Raw genomic sequence first — 21,317 nt, forward strand, 5'->3', positions numbered from 1 at the left:
TCGGCCGGGCGCGCCTGCCCCGCGGCGCCACCCGCCGGCGTTACCGTCGCAGGCGTGATCCCGCTGCCCCGCGCGTCGGTGCTGGCCGGGGTGATGCTCGTCGGCGTCACCCTCGGGATGACCGGCGCCCTGCTGGCCGCCGGCGAGATCACCACCGCGCTCAAGCCCGCTGCCGTCATCGCACTCGCGGTCGGCATCCCCAGCGTGCTCGGCACCCTGGTGATCCTGCTGTCCGGCCGGCGCTGGACCACTGCCGTCGGCGCGCTGGTGGTCGCCATCGGACCCGGCTGCCTCGGTGCGCTGACCGCGCTGCAGGTGGCCGCCGGTGTCTGAGCAGCTCGTCGCCGAACACCTCAGCCGGTGGAAGTTCGCGCTGGTCACGGTCTCGGTGTGGATCGTCGCCGGCGCGGCCGGAGCGGGGCTCTATCACTGGTGGGCCGCATCGCCCGACAAGGCCGTCCCGGTGTTCGCCGTGCTGGTCTATCTGGTCGCGAGCATCGTCGGAAGCCTCCTCACGGCGCTGGTGCAGGACCGCCCGGCGGTCACCGCGCTGGCGATCGCGTTCATGTCGGCGCCGTTGGCCGCGGCCATGGGTGCTGCGCTGCTCCGCGGCCACTAGGGTGGTAAGGCGTGACCCACTATGACGTCGTCGTTCTCGGAGCCGGCCCCGGCGGGTACGTCGCGGCTATCCGCGCTGCTCAGCTCGGACTCAACACAGCCATCATCGAACCCAAGTACTGGGGCGGCGTCTGCCTGAACGTCGGGTGCATCCCGTCGAAGGCGCTGCTGCGCAACGCCGAGCTGGCGCACATGTTCACCAAGGAAGCCAAGACGTTCGGCATCAGCGGTGACGTCAGCTTCGACTACGGCGCCGCGTTCGACCGCAGCCGTAAGGTCGCCGACGGCCGCGTCGCCGGTGTGCACTTCCTGATGAAGAAGAACAAGATCACCGAGATCCACGGGTACGGCAAGTTCACCGACGACCACACGATCGTCGTCGAACCGACCGGGGATGACGTAAAAGACCCTGTGACGGTCACGTTCGACAACGCGATCATCGCGACCGGCGCGCACACCAAGCTGGTGCCCGGCACCAAGCTCTCCAAGAATGTCATCACCTACGAAGAGCAGATCATGGAGCGCGAGCTGCCCGGCTCGATCGTCATCGCCGGCGCCGGCGCGATCGGCATGGAGTTCGCGTACGTGATGAAGAACTACGGCGTCGACGTCACGATCGTGGAGTTCCTGCCGCGCGCCCTGCCCAACGAGGACGCCGAGGTCTCCAAGGAGATCGAGAAGCAGTACAAGAAGCTGGGCGTCAAGATCCTCACCGGCACCAAGGTCGAGTCGATCAACGATGATGGCTCGTCGGTGACCGTCAAGATCAGCAAGGACGGCAAAGAGGACGAGATCAAGACCGACAAGGTCATGCAGGCCATCGGCTTCGTCCCCAACGTCGACGGCTACGACCTGAAGAAGGCCGGCGTCGAGCTGACCGACCGCGGCGGCATCGGCATCGACGACTACATGCGCACCAACAAGCCGCACATCTACGCGATCGGCGACGTCACCGGCAAGCTGCAGCTCGCCCATGTCGCCGAGGCGATGGGCGTCGTCGCCGCCGAGACCATCGCCGGGGCCGAGACGCTGGCCCTCGGTGACTACCGCATGATGCCGCGCGCCACGTTCTGTCAGCCGCAGGTCGCCAGCTTCGGGTTGACCGAGCAGCAGGCCAAGGACGAGGGCCACGACATCGTCGTGGCGAAGTTCCCGTTCACCGCCAACGGCAAGGCGCACGGGCTGGCCGATCCCACCGGCTTCGTCAAGCTGATCGCCGACAAGAAGTACGGCGAACTGCTCGGTGGCCACCTGATCGGTCCCGACGTCTCCGAACTGCTGCCGGAGCTGACCCTGGCGCAGAAGTGGGACCTGACCGCCAACGAGCTGGCCCGCAACGTGCACACCCACCCGACCCTGTCCGAGGCGCTGCAAGAGTGCTTCCACGGACTGGTCGGCCACATGATCAACTTCTAATTGAGGGCGATCTGGGTCGCCGGTATCGGCGGTGTGGTGATCGGCCACATGCTGTGGCTGGCCGGAATCTCTGCAGCCATCGGCTCGACTGATGTCCCGGTGTGGGTGCTCGTCGTCGCGGCGGTGTCGTTCCTCGTCGCGATCGCGTCGGGTTACCTCGGGTGGCGGCAGTGGCAGAAGAAGTCGCCGAAGGCCGAGGCGTGGGCGGTGTTCTGCTGGGCGCTGCCGGTGTCGCCGGTGCTGTTCTCCCTGGCTGTATTGGGTGTGACGTACCTGTAGCGGTGCCATGATGTGCCGGTGGGGGATGGCGGCGTCAGGGGTTTGCTGCGCCAGTGGTGGCATCAGCGCGATGACTACGACTGGCGCATCGACTTCCTGCGCACCCGGGGCCTGCTGCCCATCCTGCGATACCTGATTGCCGGCATAGGCGCGGTGCTCGGAGTTCTCGGCGCGATCAACGCGGTGGCGCCGCCGATGGCCGACAGCGCGCTGGTGCGCGTGGGCTGGGCGGTGGTGTCGGTCGGTTCTCTGGTGTGGGCGGCGCGCTGGGCGCTGCGACCCTGGCCGACCATGCGCGAGTCGACGGCGCTGCTGATCTACGTCGACATCCTGATCACGCTGTCTACGCTGCTGTTCGGCGATCCGAACCTGGCGGTGTCGGGGATGCCGCTGCTGCTGTGCGCCGGCGCCTATGTGGTGTTCTTCCACGGCCCGCGGCTGCACCTCGTGCACATCGGCTGGTGTGTGCTGGCCGTCGGCGGGGTGGCGGTGTGGCTGGCTGCGACGACGCCGGTCGGCGGGCTGCAGGTGGCGGTGTCGCGGGCCGTCATCGCGCTGGTCGTGACCGCGTGCATCCTGCCTGCGCTGCAGTTCGGGTTCTGGTTGCTGCAGGGCAGTTCCCAGCAGTCCCTGACCGATCCGCTGACCGAGTTGACGAACCGGCGCGGGTTGTCGGTGTCGATGAAGAGGCTCAACGAGAGGGCGCCGGCCACCGCGGACCTGTGTGCGTTGCTGATCGACGTCGACGGGTTCAAGGCGGTCAACGACACGCTCGGTCACGCCGTGGGGGACGAGGTGCTGATCCGCACCGCCCGCAGGATCCGCGAGAGCGTGCGCGGCGACGCGGTGGTCGTCCGGTGGGGCGGTGAGGAGTTCCTCGTGGTGGACCGGATACCGGCGGCTCAGGCGAGTGCAGTGGCCGAGCGCGTTCGCGCGGCCGTGGCGGCGCCCGCGCAGCCCACGGTGACGGCGAGCATCGGCGTCGCAGCCCGGGCGCCGTCCGGAACCGACCTCTACGACGTGATCACGGCCGCTGACGCAGCGATGTACGAGGCGAAGGCCCGCGGCGGTGACCGGGTCGCTTCGGCGGGAGTTCTCACGGACTTGTGAACGCGTGCGGTGTGTCGCCGTCCGTCGACCGGCCGGACGGTACGTTGCACGAGAACAGAAAGACAGGCAGTACCTTCGTGGCAACACTGCCGATGGCCCCGCGGGGAGGCTGGCGCGGTGTCGTTGGCACCGGGGGTGGATTCATCAACGTGTCCTCCTGCAGCGCCCTATCCCCAACAGTGAGGCGACGAGCACCATGGCCGATCAACTCCAACATGCCACGGAAGCGCTGCGCAAAGCGCTGCTTCAGATCGAGCGGCTGAAGACCAAGAACCGTGAGCTGATGCAGCGGTCCGGGGAGCCCATCGCCATCGTCGGCATGTCCTGCCGCTACCCCGGGGGCGTCCATTCGCCGGAAGACCTGTGGGCGATGGTGGCCGACGGGCGGGACGTCATCTCCGACTTCCCGACCGATCGCGGCTGGGACCTGCCCGGTCTCTACGATGCCGACCCTGATGCGCCGGGCAAGGCGTACGCCCGCACGGGTGGTTTCGTCGACGGCGCGGCCGACTTCGACGCCGCGTTCTTCGGCATCGCCCCGAGCGAGGCACTCGCGATGGATCCGCAGCAGCGCATGCTGCTCGAGCTGTCCTGGGAGGCGCTGGAACGCGCCGGCCTGGACCCGAACTCGTTGCGGGGCAGCGCGACCGGTGTGTTCGCCGGGGTCATCGCGGGGGGCTACGGCATGGCCGCCGACAGCATCGAGGGATACCGCTTGACCGGCATGACCTCCAGCGTCACCTCGGGCCGCGTCTCCTATGTGCTGGGGCTGGAGGGGCCTGCCGTCTCCGTCGACACCGCCTGCTCGTCGTCACTGGTCGCGCTGCACATGGCGGTTCAGTCACTGCGGTCCGGGGAGTGCGACCTCGCGCTGGCGGGCGGGGTCACCGTCAACGCGTCGCCGACGATCTTCGTCGAGTTCAGCCGGCACCGGGGCCTGGCGCCCGACGGCCGGTGCAAGCCCTACGCGGGTGCGGCCGACGGTGTCGGATGGGCCGAGGGAGGCGGCGTGCTGACGCTGGAGCGGCTCTCCGATGCACAGCGGCTCGGGCATCCCGTCCTCGCTGTGGTGCGAGGCATCGCCGTCAACCAGGACGGTGCGTCCAACGGTTTGACCGCGCCCAACGGCCCGTCCCAACAGCGGGTGGTGCTGGCTGCGCTCGCCAACGCGGGCGTCGGAGCGGCCGACGTGGACGCCGTCGAGGGACACGGCACCGGCACCATGCTGGGAGACCCGATCGAAGCTCAGGCGTTGCTTGCCACCTACGGCCAGGGCCGCGAGTCCGGCAGGCCGCTGTGGCTCGGGTCGGTCAAGTCGAACATGGGGCACACCCAGGCCGCCGCCGGCGTGGCCGGCGTCATCAAGATGGTGATGGCGATGCGGCACGGCGTGCTGCCCGCCTCGCTGCACGTCGACGCGCCCAGTCCGCACGTCGACTGGACGGCCGGTGAGGTCGCACTCCTGACCGACAGCCACGAGTGGCCCGACATGGGGCGACCCCGCCGTGCCGGGGTGTCCTCGTTCGGCATCAGTGGCACCAACTCGCACGTCATCATCGAGGAGGCACCGGAGTCTTCCGCGGCTGCCGCGGAGCCCGTGCCTGCGTCCGGTCCCCTCCCGTGGGTGCTGTCGGGACGCACGGCCGCGACGGTGTCGGCGCAGGCGGCTCGCCTGGTGGACTACCTGGAAAGCCATCCCGACCTCCATCCGGTCGACATCGCGTGGACGCTGGCCGGCCGTGCCACATTCGCTCATCGCGCCGTGGCGCTCGGTGCCGATCGCGACAGCCTGCTCACCGAACTGGTCGCGTTGGCGTCCGGCGAGCAGGGCGCGGCGACCGTCCGCGGCGAGCTCGCCGCGGCGGGCAAGACCGCCTTCGTGTTCCCGGGGCAGGGTTCGCAGTGGATCGGCATGGGCATCGAAATGCTCGACGCCTCAGCGGTTTTCGCGGAGTCGATCGCCGCGTGCGAGGCCGCGCTGTCGGAGTTCGTGGACTGGTCGCTCACCGACGTCCTGCGCGGCGCCCCGGGTGCGCCCGGATACGACCGGGTGGACGTGGTCCAGCCCGTGCTGTTCGCGGTGATGGTGTCGCTGGCCGCGGTGTGGCGCTCGGTGGGTGTCCATCCGGATGCCGTGATCGGACACTCACAGGGTGAGATCGCCGCCGCGCACGTGGCCGGCGCGCTGCCCCTGCGCGACGCGGCACGCATCGTGGCGCTGCGCAGCCGGATGCTGGTGGCGCTGACCGGACCTGCCGGCATGGTCTCGGTGGCCGCGAGCGCCGAGACCGTGCGAGAGTTGCTGGCGCACTACGGTGATCAGCTCGGTGTCGCGGTGGTGAACGGTCCTGCCGCAGTGGTCATCTCAGGTGATCGCGGCGCCCTGTCCGAATTCGTCCAGCAGGCCGAATCGACGGGTCTGCGTACCCGGTGGATCGATGTCGACTACGCCTCGCACTCGGCGCAGGTGGAGGTGATCCGCGCCGAACTGCTCGACGCACTCGCCGACATCGCGCCGCAACGCACCCGTACCGCCTTCTTCTCCACCGTCACCGGAAGCCTGTTCGACACAACATCTCTGGACGCCGACTACTGGTTCCGCAACATCCGGCAGACCGTCGAGTTCGAGCAGGCCGTGCGCAGCGCACACGCCGCGGGCTACCGCTTCTTCGTCGAGTCCAGTCCGCATCCGGCCCTGATCGCAGCGGTCGAGAGCACGGTGGCCGCCGCTGACACGTCGAGCACGTCCGTGCCGGCGGTGATTCCGTCCCTCGGCCGCGACGACGGCGGGATCGACCGGTTCCGGACGTCGGCCGCCTACGCCTACGTCTGCGGCGCGGCGGTCGACTGGCGCACGATGTGTGCCGGTGGCCGGCTGGTCGACCTGCCGACCTACGCCTTCGACCGGCGCCGCTTCTGGCTGACCGACGAGAGCGCCCCGTCGTCAGATGCGCTGGGACTCGGCGACACCGGCCATGCGCTGCTGCGCGCCGTCGTGGACCTGCCAGACTCCGGCGGCGTGGTGCTGACGGGCCGCCTCGCGCTGTCCGACCAGCCCTGGCTCGCCGACCACGCCGTCGCCGGCACCGTGCTGTTCCCGGGCACGGGTTTCGTCGAATTGGCGGTCCGCGCAGGTGATCACGTCGACTGCACCACCGTCGACGAACTGACTCTGCATGCACCCCTGGTGCTGACCCCGGGCGTCCCGGTGCGTCTGCAGGTCGTGGTCGACAGCGCACCCTCGGCGGGCGGGGGACGCGCCGTGTCCGTCTTCTCCAAGCCCTGCTCCGACGACGCCACCGTGTGGACCCCGCACGCCGACGGTGTGCTCAGCCCGCAGGCCGTCGAGCCCTCGGCAGATCTGACGCAGTGGCCACCCGCCGGGGCCCGCCCGATCGAGATCTCAGAAGCCTACGAGGACATGGCGTCCCGTGGCTTCGAGTACGGCCCGGCGTTCCGGGGTCTGACGGCGGTCTGGCGCCGCGGTGACGAGGTGTTCGCCGAAGTCGTTGCGCCCCAGGAGCTGAAGACCGAAGACTTCGGTGTGCACCCGGCGCTGCTCGACAGCGCGCTCCACGCACTGCTCGCGGCCGCCGATGACAGCGACCTCGCACTGCCGTTCGCGTGGCGCGGTGTCGCGCTGCACGCCGCGGGAGCCTCGGCGGCCCGGGTCCGGATCGCCCCGGCGGGCCCACGTGCGGTGTCGATCGAACTGGCGGACACGCTGGGTCTGCCGGTGCTGTCGGTGGCGTCGATGAGCGTGCGCCCCGTCACCGCCGAGCAGTTGCAGGCGGCTCGGGGTGCCGACAGCGGCGGGGAACTGTTCACGCTGGAGTGGGCGCCGGTGACGGCCCCGGAAGGTGCGGCCGCCGGATCAGCTGACATTCTCGACATCCGTTCTGCAGCAACGGTATCCGACACCATCGGGCAGGCGCATACGACGGTGCACAACGTGCTGGATCGGCTGCAGTCGCACCTGGCCGACCCGTCACCTAACCCGCTGATCGTCGTCACCCGCGGCGCAGTGCCTCTTCCGGGCGAGGACGTCACGGACATGGCGGGGGCGGCTGCCTGGGGTTTGGTCCGTTCGGCGCAGACAGAGAATCCCGGCCGGATCGTGCTGCTGGACACCGACACCGACGATATCGACACGGCAGCGCTGCTGGCGCTCGGCGAGTCGCAGGTCGTGCTCCGCGGCGGTGTGCTGCATCGGGCACGGGTGGTTCCCAGCGCGGTGAACCGCGGACTGCTGACCCCGCCCACCGACGGTCCGTGGCGGTTGGGCATCGCGGAGGCGGGCACCTTCGACAACCTTCGCCTCGAACCGGTGCCGCTGGCTGGAGAACCCCTGGCGCCCGGCTACATTCGCGTACAGGTCCGCGCTGTGGCCGCCAACTTCCGCGATGTCATGATCACGCTCGGGATGTTCACCCACGACGCGCTGCTCGGCAGCGAAGCGGCCGGCGTCGTCACCGAGGTGGGCCCCGGCGTCACCCGCTTCGCCGTCGGCGACCGCGTGATGGGACTCTTCCCGGACGGCACCGGCACCCTCGTGCACGCCGACGAGAGGCTCGTCGCGCCGCTACCCGCGGGCTGGACCGACGCCCAGGGCGCGGCGGTACTGGTCGTCTTCACCACCGCCTTCTATGGGTTGCGGGAGTTGGCGCAGGTGCGGCCGGGGCAGTCGGTGTTGATTCATGCCGCGACCGGTGGGGTGGGGTTGGCTGCGGTGCAGTTGGCTCGGTATTGGGGGTTGGAGGTGTTTGCGACGGCGTCTCGGGGGAAGTGGGAGACGTTGCGGGCGTTGGGTTTCGATGATGATCACATCGGTGATTCGCGGTCGTTGGAGTTCGAGGGGCGGTTCTTGGCGGCCACGGGTGGTCGTGGTGTGGATGTGGTGTTGGATTCGTTGGCCGGGGATTTCGTGGATGCGTCGTTGCGGTTGTTGCCGCGTGGCGGGGTGTTCTTGGAGATGGGGAAGACCGACATCCGGGATGCCGATGCGGTGGCTGCGGCCCATCCGGGGGTGACCTACCGCGCCTTCGACCTCTTCGAGCCCGGCCGCCCCCGCATGGCCGAATACCTCGTCGAGCTCTCCGCGCTGTTCGACGCCGGTGTGCTGCAACCACTTCCGGTGACCACGTTCGACATCCGCCGGGCGCCGGCGGCCCTGCGCTACCTCAGCCAGGCTCGCCAGATCGGCAAGGTCGTCATGACGATGCCCGACGCGTGGGCGGCGGGCACCGTGCTGATCACGGGCGGTACCGGGATGGCCGGTGCGACGGTGGCACGGCATGTGGTGGCGCACCACGGGGTTCGCGATCTTCTGCTGGTGTCTCGGCGCGGCCCGGCGGCGCCGGGCGCCGACGGGCTGGTGGCAGACCTGGAGGCGGTGGGTGCGCACGTGCGCGTCGTGGCCGCCGACGTCGCCGACCGCGAGCAGCTCGCAGGTCTGCTGGCGGGTGTGGACGGACCACTGACCGCGGTGATCCACGCCGGCGGCGTGCTCGACGACGCGGTGATCGGCTCCCTGACCCCCGAGCGCGTCGACACCGTGCTGCGTGCCAAGGTCGACGCCGCTTGGAATCTGCACGAGCTGACGCTCGGCTCTGATGTCGCTGCGTTCGTGCTGTTCTCGTCGCTGGCCGGTGTGGTGGGGTCTCCCGGGCAGGGCAACTACGCAGCGGGCAACACGTTCTGCGACGCGCTGGCCGCGCACCGGCGCGCCTCTGGCCTGCCGGCGATCTCCCTTGCCTGGGGGCTCTGGGACCAGGCCAGCGACATGACCGGGCACCTCGAGACCGCCGCACTGGAGCGGCTCGGTCGCGACGGCGTGCTCGCCCTGAGCGCCGCGGACGCGATGGCGCTGTTCGACGCGGCGCTCACCGCCGAGGAGGCACTTCTGGCCCCGGCGCGGCTGGACCGCGCCGCGCTGCGGGCACGGTCCGCGCAGGGGCTGCTCCCGCCCATGTTCGCCGAACTGGCCAGCGTCCGCTCCCGCCGCCGCGTCGACGACTCGGTGGCGGCCGCCACCTCGCAGTCGGCCCTGGCGAAACGGCTGACCGGTAAGTCCGAGGCGGAGCAGCAGGCGCTAGTGCTCGACGTGCTCCGCAACCACATGGCCACGGTGCTCGGCACCACCGAGCCGGAAAGGATCGACGGCGCACTGGCCTTCGCCGAGCACGGCTTCGACTCGCTGACCGCCGTCGAGTTGCGCAACCGGCTCAAGGCCGCAACGGGATTGGCGCTCTCACCCACGCTCATCTTCGACTACCCCACCCCGGACGCGCTGGCCGGCTACATCCGGACCGAGCTGGCCGGGGCCGCGCCGACGGTATCTGTCGAGGCGCCCACGGTGAGATCCGTGATCGACGAGCCCATCGCCGTCGTCGGGATGGCCTGCCGCTACCCCGGCGGGGTGGCCTCACCGGAAGACCTGTGGCGGATGGTCGCCGACGGGCGCGACGTGCTCTCGGACTTCCCCGCCGACCGCGGGTGGGACATCGCCGAGCTGTTCGACGCGGACCCCGACGCACCCGGCAAGACGTATTCGCGCACGGGTGGCTTCCTGGCCGAGGCAGCGGATTTCGACGCCGGCTTCTTCGGTGTCTCTCCCAGCGAGGCGCTGGCAATGGACCCGCAGCAGCGGCTGTTCCTCGAATTGTCCTGGGAGGCATTGGAACGCGGCGGCTTCGATCCGGCGGCTCTGCGCGGCAGCGCCACCGGAGTGTTCACCGGCATCATCGCCCAGGGCTACGGCGTGGTCGCCGGCGCGGCCGCTGCGGACACCGAGGGGTTCCGCCTGACCGGCCAGGCGGCCAGCGTCGCCTCCGGACGTGTCGCCTACGTGCTCGGCCTCGAGGGTCCGGCCGTCTCGGTCGACACCGCCTGCTCCTCGTCGCTGACCGCGTTGCACATGGCGGTGCAGGCGCTCCGGCTCGGCGAGTGCGAGCTCGCGCTGGCCGGCGGCGTCACGATCAACGCCACGCCGGACATCTTCGTCGAGTTCAGCAGGCAGCGCGGACTGTCGCCCGACGGCCGCTGCAAAGCCTTCGCCGGTGCAGCCGACGGCACCGGATTCGCCGACGGCGGTGGCGTTCTCGTCGTCGAACGGCTCTCGGACGCGCAGCGCCTCGGACATCCGGTGCTCGCGGTGGTCGCCGGTTCGGCGGTCAATCAGGACGGTGCGTCGAACGGGCTGACCGCACCCAACGGTCCCTCGCAGCAACGCGTGGTGCGCGCCGCGCTCGCCAACGCGGGCCTGGGAGCGGCGGACGTCGACGTCATCGAGGGCCACGGCACCGGCACGACGCTGGGCGATCCCATCGAGGCGCAGGCCCTGCTGGCCACCTACGGGCAGGGCCGCCCTGTCGACTCGCCGGTCTGGCTGGGCTCGATCAAGTCGAACATGGGCCACACGCAGGCCGCGGCCGGCGTGGCCGGGGTCATCAAGATGATCATGGCGATGCGGAACGAGACGATGCCGCCCACGCTGCACGTCGATGCTCCGAGCCCTCACGTCGACTGGTCGACGGGTGCGGTCGCACTCCTCACCGAGCCGCGGCCCTGGCCCGCCGATCACGTTCGCCGTGCCGGGGTGTCGTCGTTCGGTATCAGCGGCACCAACGCCCACGTCATCGTCGAATCGGCACCCGACGCGAGCACAGACCGAGCACCCCAGTCCGAGCCGTCCCGGCCGCCTGTCGTGCCCTGGGTGCTCTCCGGGAAAACCTCTGAGGCGCTGACCTGCCAGGCCACCCGGCTGGCCGACTTCCTGCGCGCGCATCCCGACGCCGATCCGCTCGACGTGAGCTGGACCCTCGGCGGGCGCACCGCGTTCGGCCAGCGTGCCGTCGTCGTGGGTGCCGACCGCGACGAGCTGCTCAGCGCCCTCTCCGACCTGGGCACATGCGGCTCGGCGCGGCCAGGGGCCAAGACGGCGTTCGTCTTTCCGGGGCAAGGTGCCCAGGTACTGGGCATGGGGCGCGAGCTGCACGCGGCCTATCCGGTGTTCGCCGCGGCGCTGGACGCCGTGATCGTGGAGCTCGATCGGCATCTGCTGCGGCCGCTGCGTGAGGTCATGTGGGGTACCAACGACGAGCTGCTGCACAGCACCGAATATGCGCAACCCGCGCTCTTCGCCGTCGAGGTCGCACTGTATCGGCTCCTGGCGAGCTGGGGCATGACTCCCGATGCGGTGCTGGGACATTCGGTCGGAGAGATCTCGGCGGCGCACGTCGCCGGCGTGCTCTCCCTGGAGAACGCGGCGGTCCTCGTCGTCGCCCGAGGGCGGCTCATGCAACGGCTGCCCGCGGGTGGCGCGATGGTCGCCGTCGCCGCCAGCGAGGCTGAGATCGGGGCTGTGCTGCCCGATGGGGTGGACATCGCCGCGGTGAACGGTCCGGACTCGGTGGTGCTGTCCGGACCCGAGGATTCGGTGACTGCGCTGGCCGAACGCCTGCGTGCCGATGGCAGGCGGGTGCACCGACTGGCCGTCTCACATGCCTTCCACTCGGCGCTGATGGAGCCGATGCTGCCCGAATTCGCCACCGTTGCACAGGGAATACCGGTGTCGGCACCGAACATCGACATCATCTCCAATCTCACCGGAATGCTGGCCGAGGACGACTTCGGCACGAGCGCGTACTGGCTGCGGCACGTCCGCCAACCCGTCCGATTCGCCGACAGCGTGCGTTCCCTCGCCGAGTCCGGGGTCGTCCACTTCCTGGAGGTGGGGCCTGCCAGCGGGCTCACCGCGTCGATCGTCGCGACCCTCGCCGACAGCGAGCCCGTCACGGCCTCGGTGATGCGCAAGGACCGCGCCGAAGCGAGGTCGCTGATGCACGCATTGGCCGAGGTGTTCGTCTCCGGCACCGCCGTCGACTGGCGTGCCGTCTGCGACGGAGGACAGTTGACCGAGCTACCGACGTATGCGTTCCAGCGTCGCCGGTTCTGGCTGTCCGGCAGCGGAAGTGCCTCCGACGCTGTGGGTCTGGGCCAGACCCGAGCCGACCACGCCCTGCTGGGCGCAGTGGTCGAGCTACCCGACAGCGGTGGCGTGGTGTTGACCGGCCGGCTGGCGGTGTCCACCCACCCGTGGCTGGCCGACCACGCTGTCGGGGGCACGGTGCTGTTCCCCGGCGCCGGCTTCGTCGAACTCGCCATCCGCGCCGGTGACGAGGTCGGGTGCACCGTCGTCGACGAGCTGACGCTGCACGCGCCGTTGATGCTGCCGGCCGCGGGCGCGGCGGTGCGGGTGGTGGTCGGCAGCGACACCGACGGCGTTTGTGAGGTGTCGCTGTACTCCCATGACGGCGTCGAGGGTGCCGACTGGATGCTGCATGCCGAGGGCATCCTGAGCTCGGGGACCGTCGAACCGGCCGTCGAGCTGTCGGCCTGGCCGCCACCGGCGGCCACGAGTGTCGACGTCGCGCAGACATATCCGGATCTCGCCGAACGCGGATACCAGTACGGACCGGCGTTCCACGGGCTGCGGGCGATGTGGCGCCGGGGCGAGGAGATCTTCGCCGAGGTCGCACTGCCGAACGAGCTGTCCGCCACCGGGTTCGGCGTACACCCCGTGCTGCTGGACAGTGCGCTCCACGCGGTGCTGGTGGCCGCCGATCGTGATGAGTTGGCACTGCCCTTCTCCTGGCAGAAGGTGAGACTGTTCGCCTCGGGTGCCTCCGCACTGCGAGTGCGGATCGCGCCGAGCGGCCCCAACGCCGTGTCGATCGACCTCGCGGACGGCCTCGGTCTGCCGGTGCTGTCGGTGCAGTCGATGGTGGCGCGGCCCGTCACCGCCGAGCAATTGGCCGCCGCGGTCGGCGGCAGTCGCGGCGCTGAACTGTTCGAGGTCGTCTGGTCGCCCGTGCCCGACGCGGGACAGTCCGCGCCGGAAACGGATGTGATCCTCTACGACGCAACAGCGACGGCAACAGATCTCGCGTTCTCCCCGATCGCCACCCACCGCGCGCTCGAGCGTCTCAAGAGCTTCTTGACCGACGCTTCGACGGCCGTCCTGATGGTGCACACCCGCGGTGCGATCGCGCTGCCGGGGGAGAATGTCGCCGACCTGTCCGGCGCGGCGGTGTGGGGTCTGGTGCGCGCCGCACAGACCGAACATCCGGGACGCATCGTGCTCGTCGACAGTGACAGTGACAGTGACGGTGAAACACTGGACGCCGCAGCGATTGTGGCCACGGGTGAACCGCAGGTGGTGCTCCGCGACGGTGTGCTGCATCGGGCCAGGGTGCTGCCGACGCGAGCAGCCGTGCTGACCCCGCCCACTGACGGACCGTGGCGGCTGGGCGTCTCCGAGGCCGGCACCTTCGAGAACCTGGTGCTCGAATCGTCCGCTGCGCAACCCCTTGAGGCCGGCCAGGTTCGGGTGGCCGTCCGGGCGATCGCGGCGAACTTCCGCGACGTCATGATGACGCTCGGGGTCTACCCGGGAGACGGTGCGATCGGTATCGAGGCATCGGGCGTCGTCACCGAGATCGGCACTGGCGTCGCAGGAGTGGCCGTCGGCGACCGGGTGATGGGCCTGTTCCCCGAGGGCACCGCGACGCTTGCGGTCACCGATGAGCGGCTGCTACTCCCGATGCCGGAGGGCTGGGGCTACCCGCAGGCCGCCGGCTTCCCGGTGGGCTTCGCGACCGCGTTCTTCGGGCTGCGGGAGCTGGCGCAGGTGCGGCCGGGGCAGTCGGTGTTGATTCATGCCGCGACCGGTGGGGTGGGTTTGGCTGCGGTGCAGTTGGCGCGGTACTGGGGGTTGGAGGTGTTCGCGACGGCGTCTCGGGGGAAGTGGGAGACGTTGCGGGCGCTGGGTTTCGACGATGATCACATCGGTGATTCGCGGTCGTTGGAATTCGAGGGGCGGTTCTTGGCGGCCACGGGTGGTCGTGGTGTCGATGTGGTGTTGGATTCGTTGGCCGGGGATTTCGTGGATGCGTCGTTGCGGTTGTTGCCGCGTGGCGGGGTGTTCTTGGAGATGGGGAAGACCGACATCCGGGATGCCGATGCGGTGGCTGCGGCCCATCCGGGGGTGACCTACCGCGCCTTCGACCTCTTCGAGGCCGGCGCGCCCGGCGTGCAGCGCATCCTCGACGGCCTGCAGGTCCTCGTCGACGAGGGGGTGTGCAGCCCGCTGCCCGTGACACCCTTCGACATCCGCCGCGCTCCGGCGGCCCTGCGCCATCTGGGCCAGGCGCGCCACATCGGCAAGGTCGTCATGACGATGCCCGACGCATGGGCGACCGGCACCGTGCTGATCACCGGTGGCACGGGCATGGCGGGGGCCGCGGTCGCCCGTCACGTCGTGGATCGGCACGGGGCACGCGACCTGCTGCTGGTGTCGCGCCGCGGTGTGGCCGCACCCGGCGCCGACGACCTGGTGGCAGACCTGGAAGCGGCGGGCGCGCGGGTGCGGGTGGTGGCCGCAGACGTGTCCGACCGCGATGCCCTGGCGAAGGTGCTGGCCGACATCGACCACCGCAGGCCGCTGTCCGCGGTCTTCCACACTGCGGCGGTGCTCGACGATGCGGTGGTCACATCCCTGACTCCGGAGCGCATCGACACCGTGCTGCGGGCGAAATCCGATGCGGCACTGCATCTGCACGAGCTGACCAAGGGATACGACCTGTCGGCGTTCGTGATGTTCTCGTCGATGGCGGGTCTGGTGGGTGCCTCCGGTCAGGCCAACTACTCGGCGGCCAACGCCACCCTCGACGCGCTGGCTGCGCGCCGCCGCGCCTCGGGGCTGCCGGCGATCTCGCTGGGCTGGGGGTTGTGGGATCAGACCAGCGGTTTGACCGGTCACCTCGAGAATGCCGACATCGCACGCCTAGGCCGCGACGGCATCCTGGCGATGACGGTGGCCGACGCCCTGGCACTGCTCGACACCGCGCTGGTGGTGAACGAACCGTATCTGGTGCCGGCCCTCATCGACCGCGCCGCACTGCGCACCAAGGCTGCCGCCGGCACGCTGCCGCCGATGTTCACCACACTCATCGCGGGGCCGGCACGCCGTCAGGTCGGGGATGCACTCGCCGCTGCACAGTCCAGATCTGCTCTGGCGCAGCGCCTGTCGGGCCTCCCCGTCGAGGAGCAGCAGGGTGTGCTGTTGGATCTGGTGCGCTCCCACATGGCCACGGTGCTCGGCCTGCCGACCCCGGAGTCGATCGCGCCCGACCTGGCGTTCCACGACCACGGGTTCGATTCTCTGACCGCGGTGGAACTGCGCAACCGACTGAAGGCCGCGACGGGCCTGACGTTGTCGCCGACCCTGATCTTCGACTATCCGACCCCGGCCGCCATCGCCGGCTTCTTCCACAGCCAATTGGTCGAGGAGGTCGAGGATTCCGCTCCCGCCGTCGAGCTCGACGACCAGGAGATCCGCGAGGCGGTGGCGTCGATCCCGGTGAAACGGCTACGGCAGGCAGGCCTTCTGGACCTGCTGCTGGGAATGGCGAACGAAGACGGTTCCTCGACGGGTGCCACGCGTGAAGAGGCCATCGCCGACATGGATCTCGATGATCTGCTCAACGCCTTCGACGACGATGCCTTCGACGACGATGATGAATAGCACGCGCAGATGAGGATCGTCATCTCGGGATCGGACACGGTGGTGGGCCGGCTGCTCGCGGCCCGCCTGCGCACCGTCGGCCATGAGGTCGACGGTGACGCCGACCTGCGCGGCGCCGACGTCGTGGTGCACTGCACGGGGCTCGACGGCCCGGACGACGCGTCGCTCGCCCAGGCTGTCGACGCGGCTGTCGGTGTCGGGCGTTTCGTGTTCGCCTACAGCGGTCCCCGGCGTCGACGAGACGAGGAGCTTCTGCGGGCGCGGATTCCCGATGCGGTGGTCTGCCGGTCGGGCCTGGTGCTCGGGCGGGATCTTGGAGACGGCCTCGTCCCGCTGTTGGCTCGGCGAGCGCTGCCTGCCGGCGGTGGGTCGCCGCTGTCGGTCGTCCACGTCGATGACGTGCTACGCATTCTCGTCCAGGCGGCGGTGGGCCCGGAAAAAGTCAGTGGGACAATCGAACTCGCCGCGCCTGATCCCGTGACACCCGCCGAGATCGCCGGAGCGCTCGGCCGCTCGACCACCCGGACCACTGGCCGCGACACTCTCGCGCAGTGGTTTCTCGGCTGCCCGGTGCTCGACGGCGCGCAGCGCCCGATCGCGTGGTCGGCGCCGGCATGCCTCGCCGACACCGCGCTGGCCGTGCGCGGTCGCATCGCCATCGGAGGCCGTGTCTGGAACGCGCCGTGGCGGTTGCCGCGGGTGCGCACGGCCGACATTCCGGCCGTCGACTGCCCCGCCTCTGACGGGGTGCTGCCGGTGTTCACCGGCCCTGTGGGCGGCAACGGTGAATTCGACACCCCGATCGACCCTCGTTTTCCCGCGTTCGTCGCGACCAACCTGTCCGAGGCCCTGCCGGGTCCGTTCACCCCGTCGTCGGCCTCGGTGACGGTCCTCGGCGCCCGTGCCGGGGGCGTCACCATCGCCCGGCAGTTGCGCCCCGGCGGTGTGGTGGAACGCGAGATCGCCGCCCGCACAGTCGGTGTGTTCGGTCACCGCCTGTACGCCGCGGTCACGTCGGCACACTTCATGGCCCAGACGGTGCCGTTCACCGATCCGATGCTGGTGCTCGGCCAGTTCTTCGGCCGCACCGTGCACCAGTTGCCGATCTTCGGGTCCGAAGCACCCCCTGCCGGTCGTGCCGGGATCCTCGCGCAGTTACGCAATGTCGGGGTGTTCGGCGGCAACCTCGTCGGGCTCTCTGCCGGCTCCGTGCGCGACACCCGTGACTTCGTCGCCGATGTCGATGCCTTCGAAGCCGAAGTGCAGCACGATCTTTCGGTTGCGACAGAGCCGCAGCTGGCCGACCTGATCCGTCGCGGCCGAGACCTCGTGGTGTACGGCTGGGTGCTGGCGTCGGCGTCGATCATGCTGTGCTCGGCCTACAGTGTGCTGTTGCGGTTGCTCACCGGCCGCGACACCACACCGCCCGCCGGCCCTGAGGTGGCCAGCGCGCGGTCGGTCGACGCCATCCGCCGGCTCGCCGCGATCGCCCGGCGCGACCCCGAGGTGGCAGATCTGCTGCACGGCCCCGTCCTCGATCTCGCTGAGATCGAGCGCCGCGCACCGGCTTTCCACCGTGCGCTCACCGACGAGCTGCATCGCATCGGCCACCGCGGTCCGGCAGAGGTCGAGATGAGCTCACCGACCTACGCCGACGATCCCGCGCTTCTGCTGCGTATCGTGACCCGCACGCTGGACACCGAACACGACGTCCCTCCGGAACCCACAGCGGTGGCGCCGTATGTCCGTCCGGTCGCTGCGTTGGCGGCGCGGCAATTACGTGACCGTGAAGATCGACGGGACAAGATGGTGCGCGCCATCTGGCTGCTGCGCCGACTGCTCCGGGAGAAGGGTCGCCGTATGACGGCTGCCGGAGTGCTGGCCGACCCCGAAGACGTCTTCTACCTGCTGGTCGACGAGCTCGACACCCCCCTGCCCGACGCCGCGACGTCCGTGGCTCGGCGCCGGGCCGAGCAGGCCCGGCTCACCGCGATCGTGCCGCCGCCGGCCTTCAGCGGACGGTGGGACGCCCAGCCGACCGCGCCGGAGTCACTGACAGCGGGGACAGAACTGCAGGGTCTGGGGATCTGTGGTGGACGCGTCCGAGGCCGGGTGCGCGTGGTGCGACCCGACACCATCGACGACCTCCAGCCCGGCGAGGTGCTGGTCGCCGAGGTCACCGACGTCGGCTACACCCCGGCGTTCGGATACGCCGCTGCGGTGGTGACCGAGCTCGGCGGCCCGATGTCGCACGCCGCCGTCGTCGCTCGCGAGTTCGGCTTCCCGTGCGTCGTCGATGCGCGCGGCGCCACCCGCCTGTCGACCGGCACGCTCATCGAAGTCGACGGAGCCACGGGCGCCATCTACGTTCTCGACGCGTGACGGACCGGCCTAGGGCCCGATCAGCTTGGCCGGCATCCGATGTCGGCCTGCGGTCTTGACGACTCTGGTCTCGCTGAGACCGAAGCGGCTGTGCAGCCGCACCATCCACCGCGGTGCCCACCAGTTCACATCACCGAGGATGTGCATGAACGCCGGCAACAGCAGCATGCGCACCAGCGTGGCGTCGACGACCACCGCCAGCGTCAGCCCGAGACCGAACATGCGCATGATCGAGACGTCCGAAGCGATCAGTGCGGCAAAGGAAATCGACATCAAGAGGGCGGCGGCGGTCACGACGCGACCGGTCTTGGCCAACCCCAGCGCCACCGCTTCGTCATTGCCCGCAGTCGCATAGGCGAGCCGCTGCTCCCGGATGCGGGAGATCAGGAACACCTCGTAGTCCATCGACAGACCGAACGCGATGCAGAACAGCAGCACGGGCACGTTGGCCACCAGCGTGCCCGTCGACGTCGTCCCCAGCGCGCCGAGATAGCCGTCCTGGAAGATCCAGACCAGAGCACCGAACGTCGCTGTCAGTGACAGTGCGTTCAGCACAAGGGCTTTGATCGGGATCACCACGCTGCCGGTGAGCAGGAACAGCAGGATGAACGTGATGGCGGCCATCACCGTCAGCACCAGAGGCAGCCGCGACATGATGGCCGCGGCGTTGTCGTGGTTGACCTGCGCGGTGCCGGTCAGCAGAGTCTCGCGGCCGCCCGGGCCCGGCACGGCCGACAGCTGCGCCAACTGGAGCTCGGAGTCCGCGGAGAACAGAGGGGCAGAGCTGTTGACGGTCAGGAAGGCGCGATCCCCGGCCACCCCGGCCGGTCCCGACGGCCCGAGCACGTTCAAGCCCTGCGCGAAGGCGCCGACCGGCGAGGACACCGACGTCACCCGGAACACCCGTGACAGCTCGGCGGCGTAGCGGGCCATCTCCGCGGGGGGCACTGCCGCGGTGTCGGGCACGACGATGGTGACCGCTTGTGTGGTGTCCTCGGCGAAATCGTTGCGCAGCTGATCGCCGATCTGCCGGGCCGAGGCAGTCTCGGGAAGGATGCGGTCGTCCGGGAAGCCCCACTTGATGCCGAGGAACGGCGCGCCGAGCACCAGCAGCAGCGTGACCGCGGCGATCGCGACCGGGACGGCCCGGCGGGTGCCGAAGCGCCCCGCGCGATACCAGAAGTTGCGCTCGACGGGCTGGGGCTGCGGCGGCGGCCGCCGCAGGATCCGGCGTGCTCCCCGCCGGATGTCCAGCGCGTCGATGCGGTCGCCGAGCAGCACGATCACCGCCGGCGTGACGAGCAGCGCCGCCAGCGCGGTGAGAGTCACCACCCCGATGCCGGCGTAGGCGAACGACCTCAGGAAGTACATGGGGAACAGCGCGAGCGCTAGCATCGAACAGCCGACGGTGACGGCCGAGAACAGCACGGTGCGGCCCGCGGTCGCCATGGTGACGACGAGCGCGTCGTCGACACCCGATCCGGCGCGCCGTTCATCGCGGTAGCGGCTGACGATGAGCAGCGTGTAGTCGATCGCCAGCGCCATCCCCATCGCCGCGGTCAGATTCAGCGCGAAGGTCGACACCTCGGTCGCCAGGGTGATCACCCGCAGCAACGCCAGGCAGCCGACGATCGCCATGATCCCGACTGTCAGCGGCACCGCCGCGGCGAGCAGACCACCGAACACCCAGACCAGCACCAGGAAGCTCAGCGGTATGACGATGCCCTCGACCAGCAGCAGGTCGTGCTTGGACTGGTGGTTGATCTGCACGTAGGTCATCGCAGGCCCGCCGGCCGACACGGTGACGCCTTCCCGCGTGCCGACCAGGCCCTGGGCGAGCTCGTCGGCCCGCCGCTGGGCGTCGGTGCCTCCGCCGTCGATGCCGGCCACGACGAGGCCGGTCTTGCCATCGGTGCTGATCAGCCCGCGGGCAGCCGGCGGCGGCGCGGTCCACGGCGATGTCACCGCCGCGACGTCGGCCGCCCCGTCGAGCGTGTCGACGATCTCCATACCCACCCGGCGTGCGTCCGCGCTGCTCGCACCCTGCTCGGAGCGCACGGTGAAGACGAGCTGCAGGTCACCCTGCTCGAATTCCTGCGACAACAGGTCGGCCGCGCGCGACGACTGCGCGGCCGGATCGCGAAAGCCTGCGGCTGACAGTGACTTGAAGACAGGTAGGCCGATCACCGCGGCGCAGCAGACGATCAGGACCGCGACGGCGATGATCCGCTTCGGGGCCGCAAGGGCCAGCAGGGCAATGCGTTGCAGAGGGCAATCCTTTGCGCCGGCGGTCGAGGTCACCGCCCAGCGTGCGCGTTGATCATGGCCTTCGTCATGGAACCGGCGAATATGTCGGCTGTGTCACGTCTTGTTCAGTCAGCGCGCCCGGCGCGTGCCTCGTCGGTGCGGGTCAGGCCGGCTGCGACGAGGAGCTCCTCGTGCAGCGCGAACCACACCGAGTGATAGGAGTCGATCAGCGGATGGGTGAACCACTGCCGATCGCCGGCGTGGATGTGCCGCAGTGCGTCCTCGAGTGCGACGCGATAGGACGCCAGACGAGGGAGTTGTGCCGCCGCGCGGTCGACGACCGGGAGGACCCGGCCGTGGATCCGATCGAGCCGGGCGATCACCGCGGCGTCGTACCCGGTGTCCGTGTGATCGTTGGGTCGCCCGTCGCGCAGCTGCCAGTCGGTGACGACCGCCTTGAAGTCGGCGTTGACGGCGCAGAAACCGCGGTAGACGTCGGCCAGCACCGCAGAGTCGGCGCCCGCCCGCTCGGCCGTGAGCAGGTCCCCCAGCCGGGCACGGCCCTGCGGGGTCAGGCGGACGGTCGTCGTCCCGGTCACCAGTGCGGCCGCGGCCAGCTCGTCGTGACGGGACGGATCGAGCTCGTCGCGCGCCACGCCGCCGGTCATCCGAAGGCGCT

9 protein-coding genes are annotated in these 21,317 nt (G+C 70.0%); 7 read left to right on the forward strand and 2 right to left on the reverse strand.

Going from position 1 to position 21,317, the window contains the following annotated elements; genetic code table 11:
- Positions 1–54: 54 nt before the first annotated feature.
- The 7 genes from DMB80_RS11685 (at position 55) to DMB80_RS11715 (ending at position 18,391) form a co-directional block, all read left to right on the forward strand.
- Positions 55–333: a putative holin gene (locus DMB80_RS11685; protein ID WP_048423396.1), complete on the forward strand. Its 279-nt coding sequence runs from the start codon at positions 55–57 to the stop codon at positions 331–333.
- Positions 326–619: a hypothetical protein gene (locus DMB80_RS11690; RefSeq protein ID WP_111510000.1), complete on the forward strand. Its 294-nt coding sequence runs from the start codon at positions 326–328 to the stop codon at positions 617–619. The genes DMB80_RS11685 and DMB80_RS11690 overlap by 8 nt, the downstream gene beginning before the upstream one ends.
- An 11-nt stretch (positions 620–630) precedes the next feature.
- Positions 631–2,034 carry a dihydrolipoyl dehydrogenase gene (gene lpdA / locus DMB80_RS11695; RefSeq protein WP_111510001.1) on the forward strand — a complete coding sequence of 468 codons (1,404 nt, stop codon included), beginning with the start codon at positions 631–633 and terminating at the stop codon, positions 2,032–2,034.
- Positions 2,035–2,313 carry a hypothetical protein gene (locus DMB80_RS11700; protein ID WP_111510002.1) on the forward strand — a complete coding sequence of 93 codons (279 nt, stop codon included), beginning with the start codon at positions 2,035–2,037 and terminating at the stop codon, positions 2,311–2,313.
- An 18-nt stretch (positions 2,314–2,331) separates the two neighbouring features.
- Positions 2,332–3,423 (forward strand): GGDEF domain-containing protein, encoded by a 1,092-nt coding sequence (locus DMB80_RS11705; protein WP_111510057.1) that lies wholly within the window; start codon positions 2,332–2,334, stop codon positions 3,421–3,423.
- A 196-nt stretch (positions 3,424–3,619) separates the two neighbouring features.
- Positions 3,620–16,009: a type I polyketide synthase gene (locus DMB80_RS11710; protein ID WP_111510003.1), complete on the forward strand. Its 12,390-nt coding sequence runs from the start codon at positions 3,620–3,622 to the stop codon at positions 16,007–16,009.
- Between the two features lie 9 nt (positions 16,010–16,018).
- A complete protein-coding gene (locus DMB80_RS11715) occupies positions 16,019–18,391 on the forward strand; it encodes a PEP-utilizing enzyme (RefSeq protein WP_111510004.1) in 2,373 nt (790 codons plus the stop codon).
- A gap of 9 nt (positions 18,392–18,400) precedes the next feature.
- Here DMB80_RS11715 and DMB80_RS11720 read toward each other — a convergent pair whose 3' ends face one another.
- Together DMB80_RS11720 and DMB80_RS28370 are read right to left on the reverse strand one after the other, a co-directional pair.
- Entirely contained in the window at positions 18,401–20,692 is a 2,292-nt protein-coding gene (locus tag DMB80_RS11720) for an MMPL family transporter (protein ID WP_240431135.1), read from the reverse strand.
- 71 nt (positions 20,693–20,763) lie between these two features.
- Positions 20,764–21,306 (reverse strand): MarR family transcriptional regulator, encoded by a 543-nt coding sequence (locus DMB80_RS28370; protein ID WP_205538638.1) that lies wholly within the window; start codon positions 21,304–21,306, stop codon positions 20,764–20,766.
- Positions 21,307–21,317 lie beyond the last annotated feature (11 nt).

The organism is Mycobacterium kyogaense (assembly GCF_003254575.1).
Taxonomy (GTDB): Bacteria; Actinomycetota; Actinomycetes; order Mycobacteriales; family Mycobacteriaceae; genus Mycobacterium; species Mycobacterium kyogaense.

What these genes read in the sequence shown, in the direction of transcription:
- DMB80_RS11710 (WP_111510003.1), top strand. Translation starts at nt 3,620, where the DNA reads ATGGCCGATCAACTCCAACATGCCACGGAAGCGCTGCGCAAAGCGCTG.
- DMB80_RS11715 (WP_111510004.1), top strand. Translation starts at nt 16,019, where the DNA reads ATGAGGATCGTCATCTCGGGATCGGACACGGTGGTGGGCCGGCTGCTC.
- DMB80_RS28370 (WP_205538638.1), bottom strand. Translation starts at nt 21,306, where the DNA reads ATGACCGGCGGCGTGGCGCGCGACGAGCTCGATCCGTCCCGTCACGAC.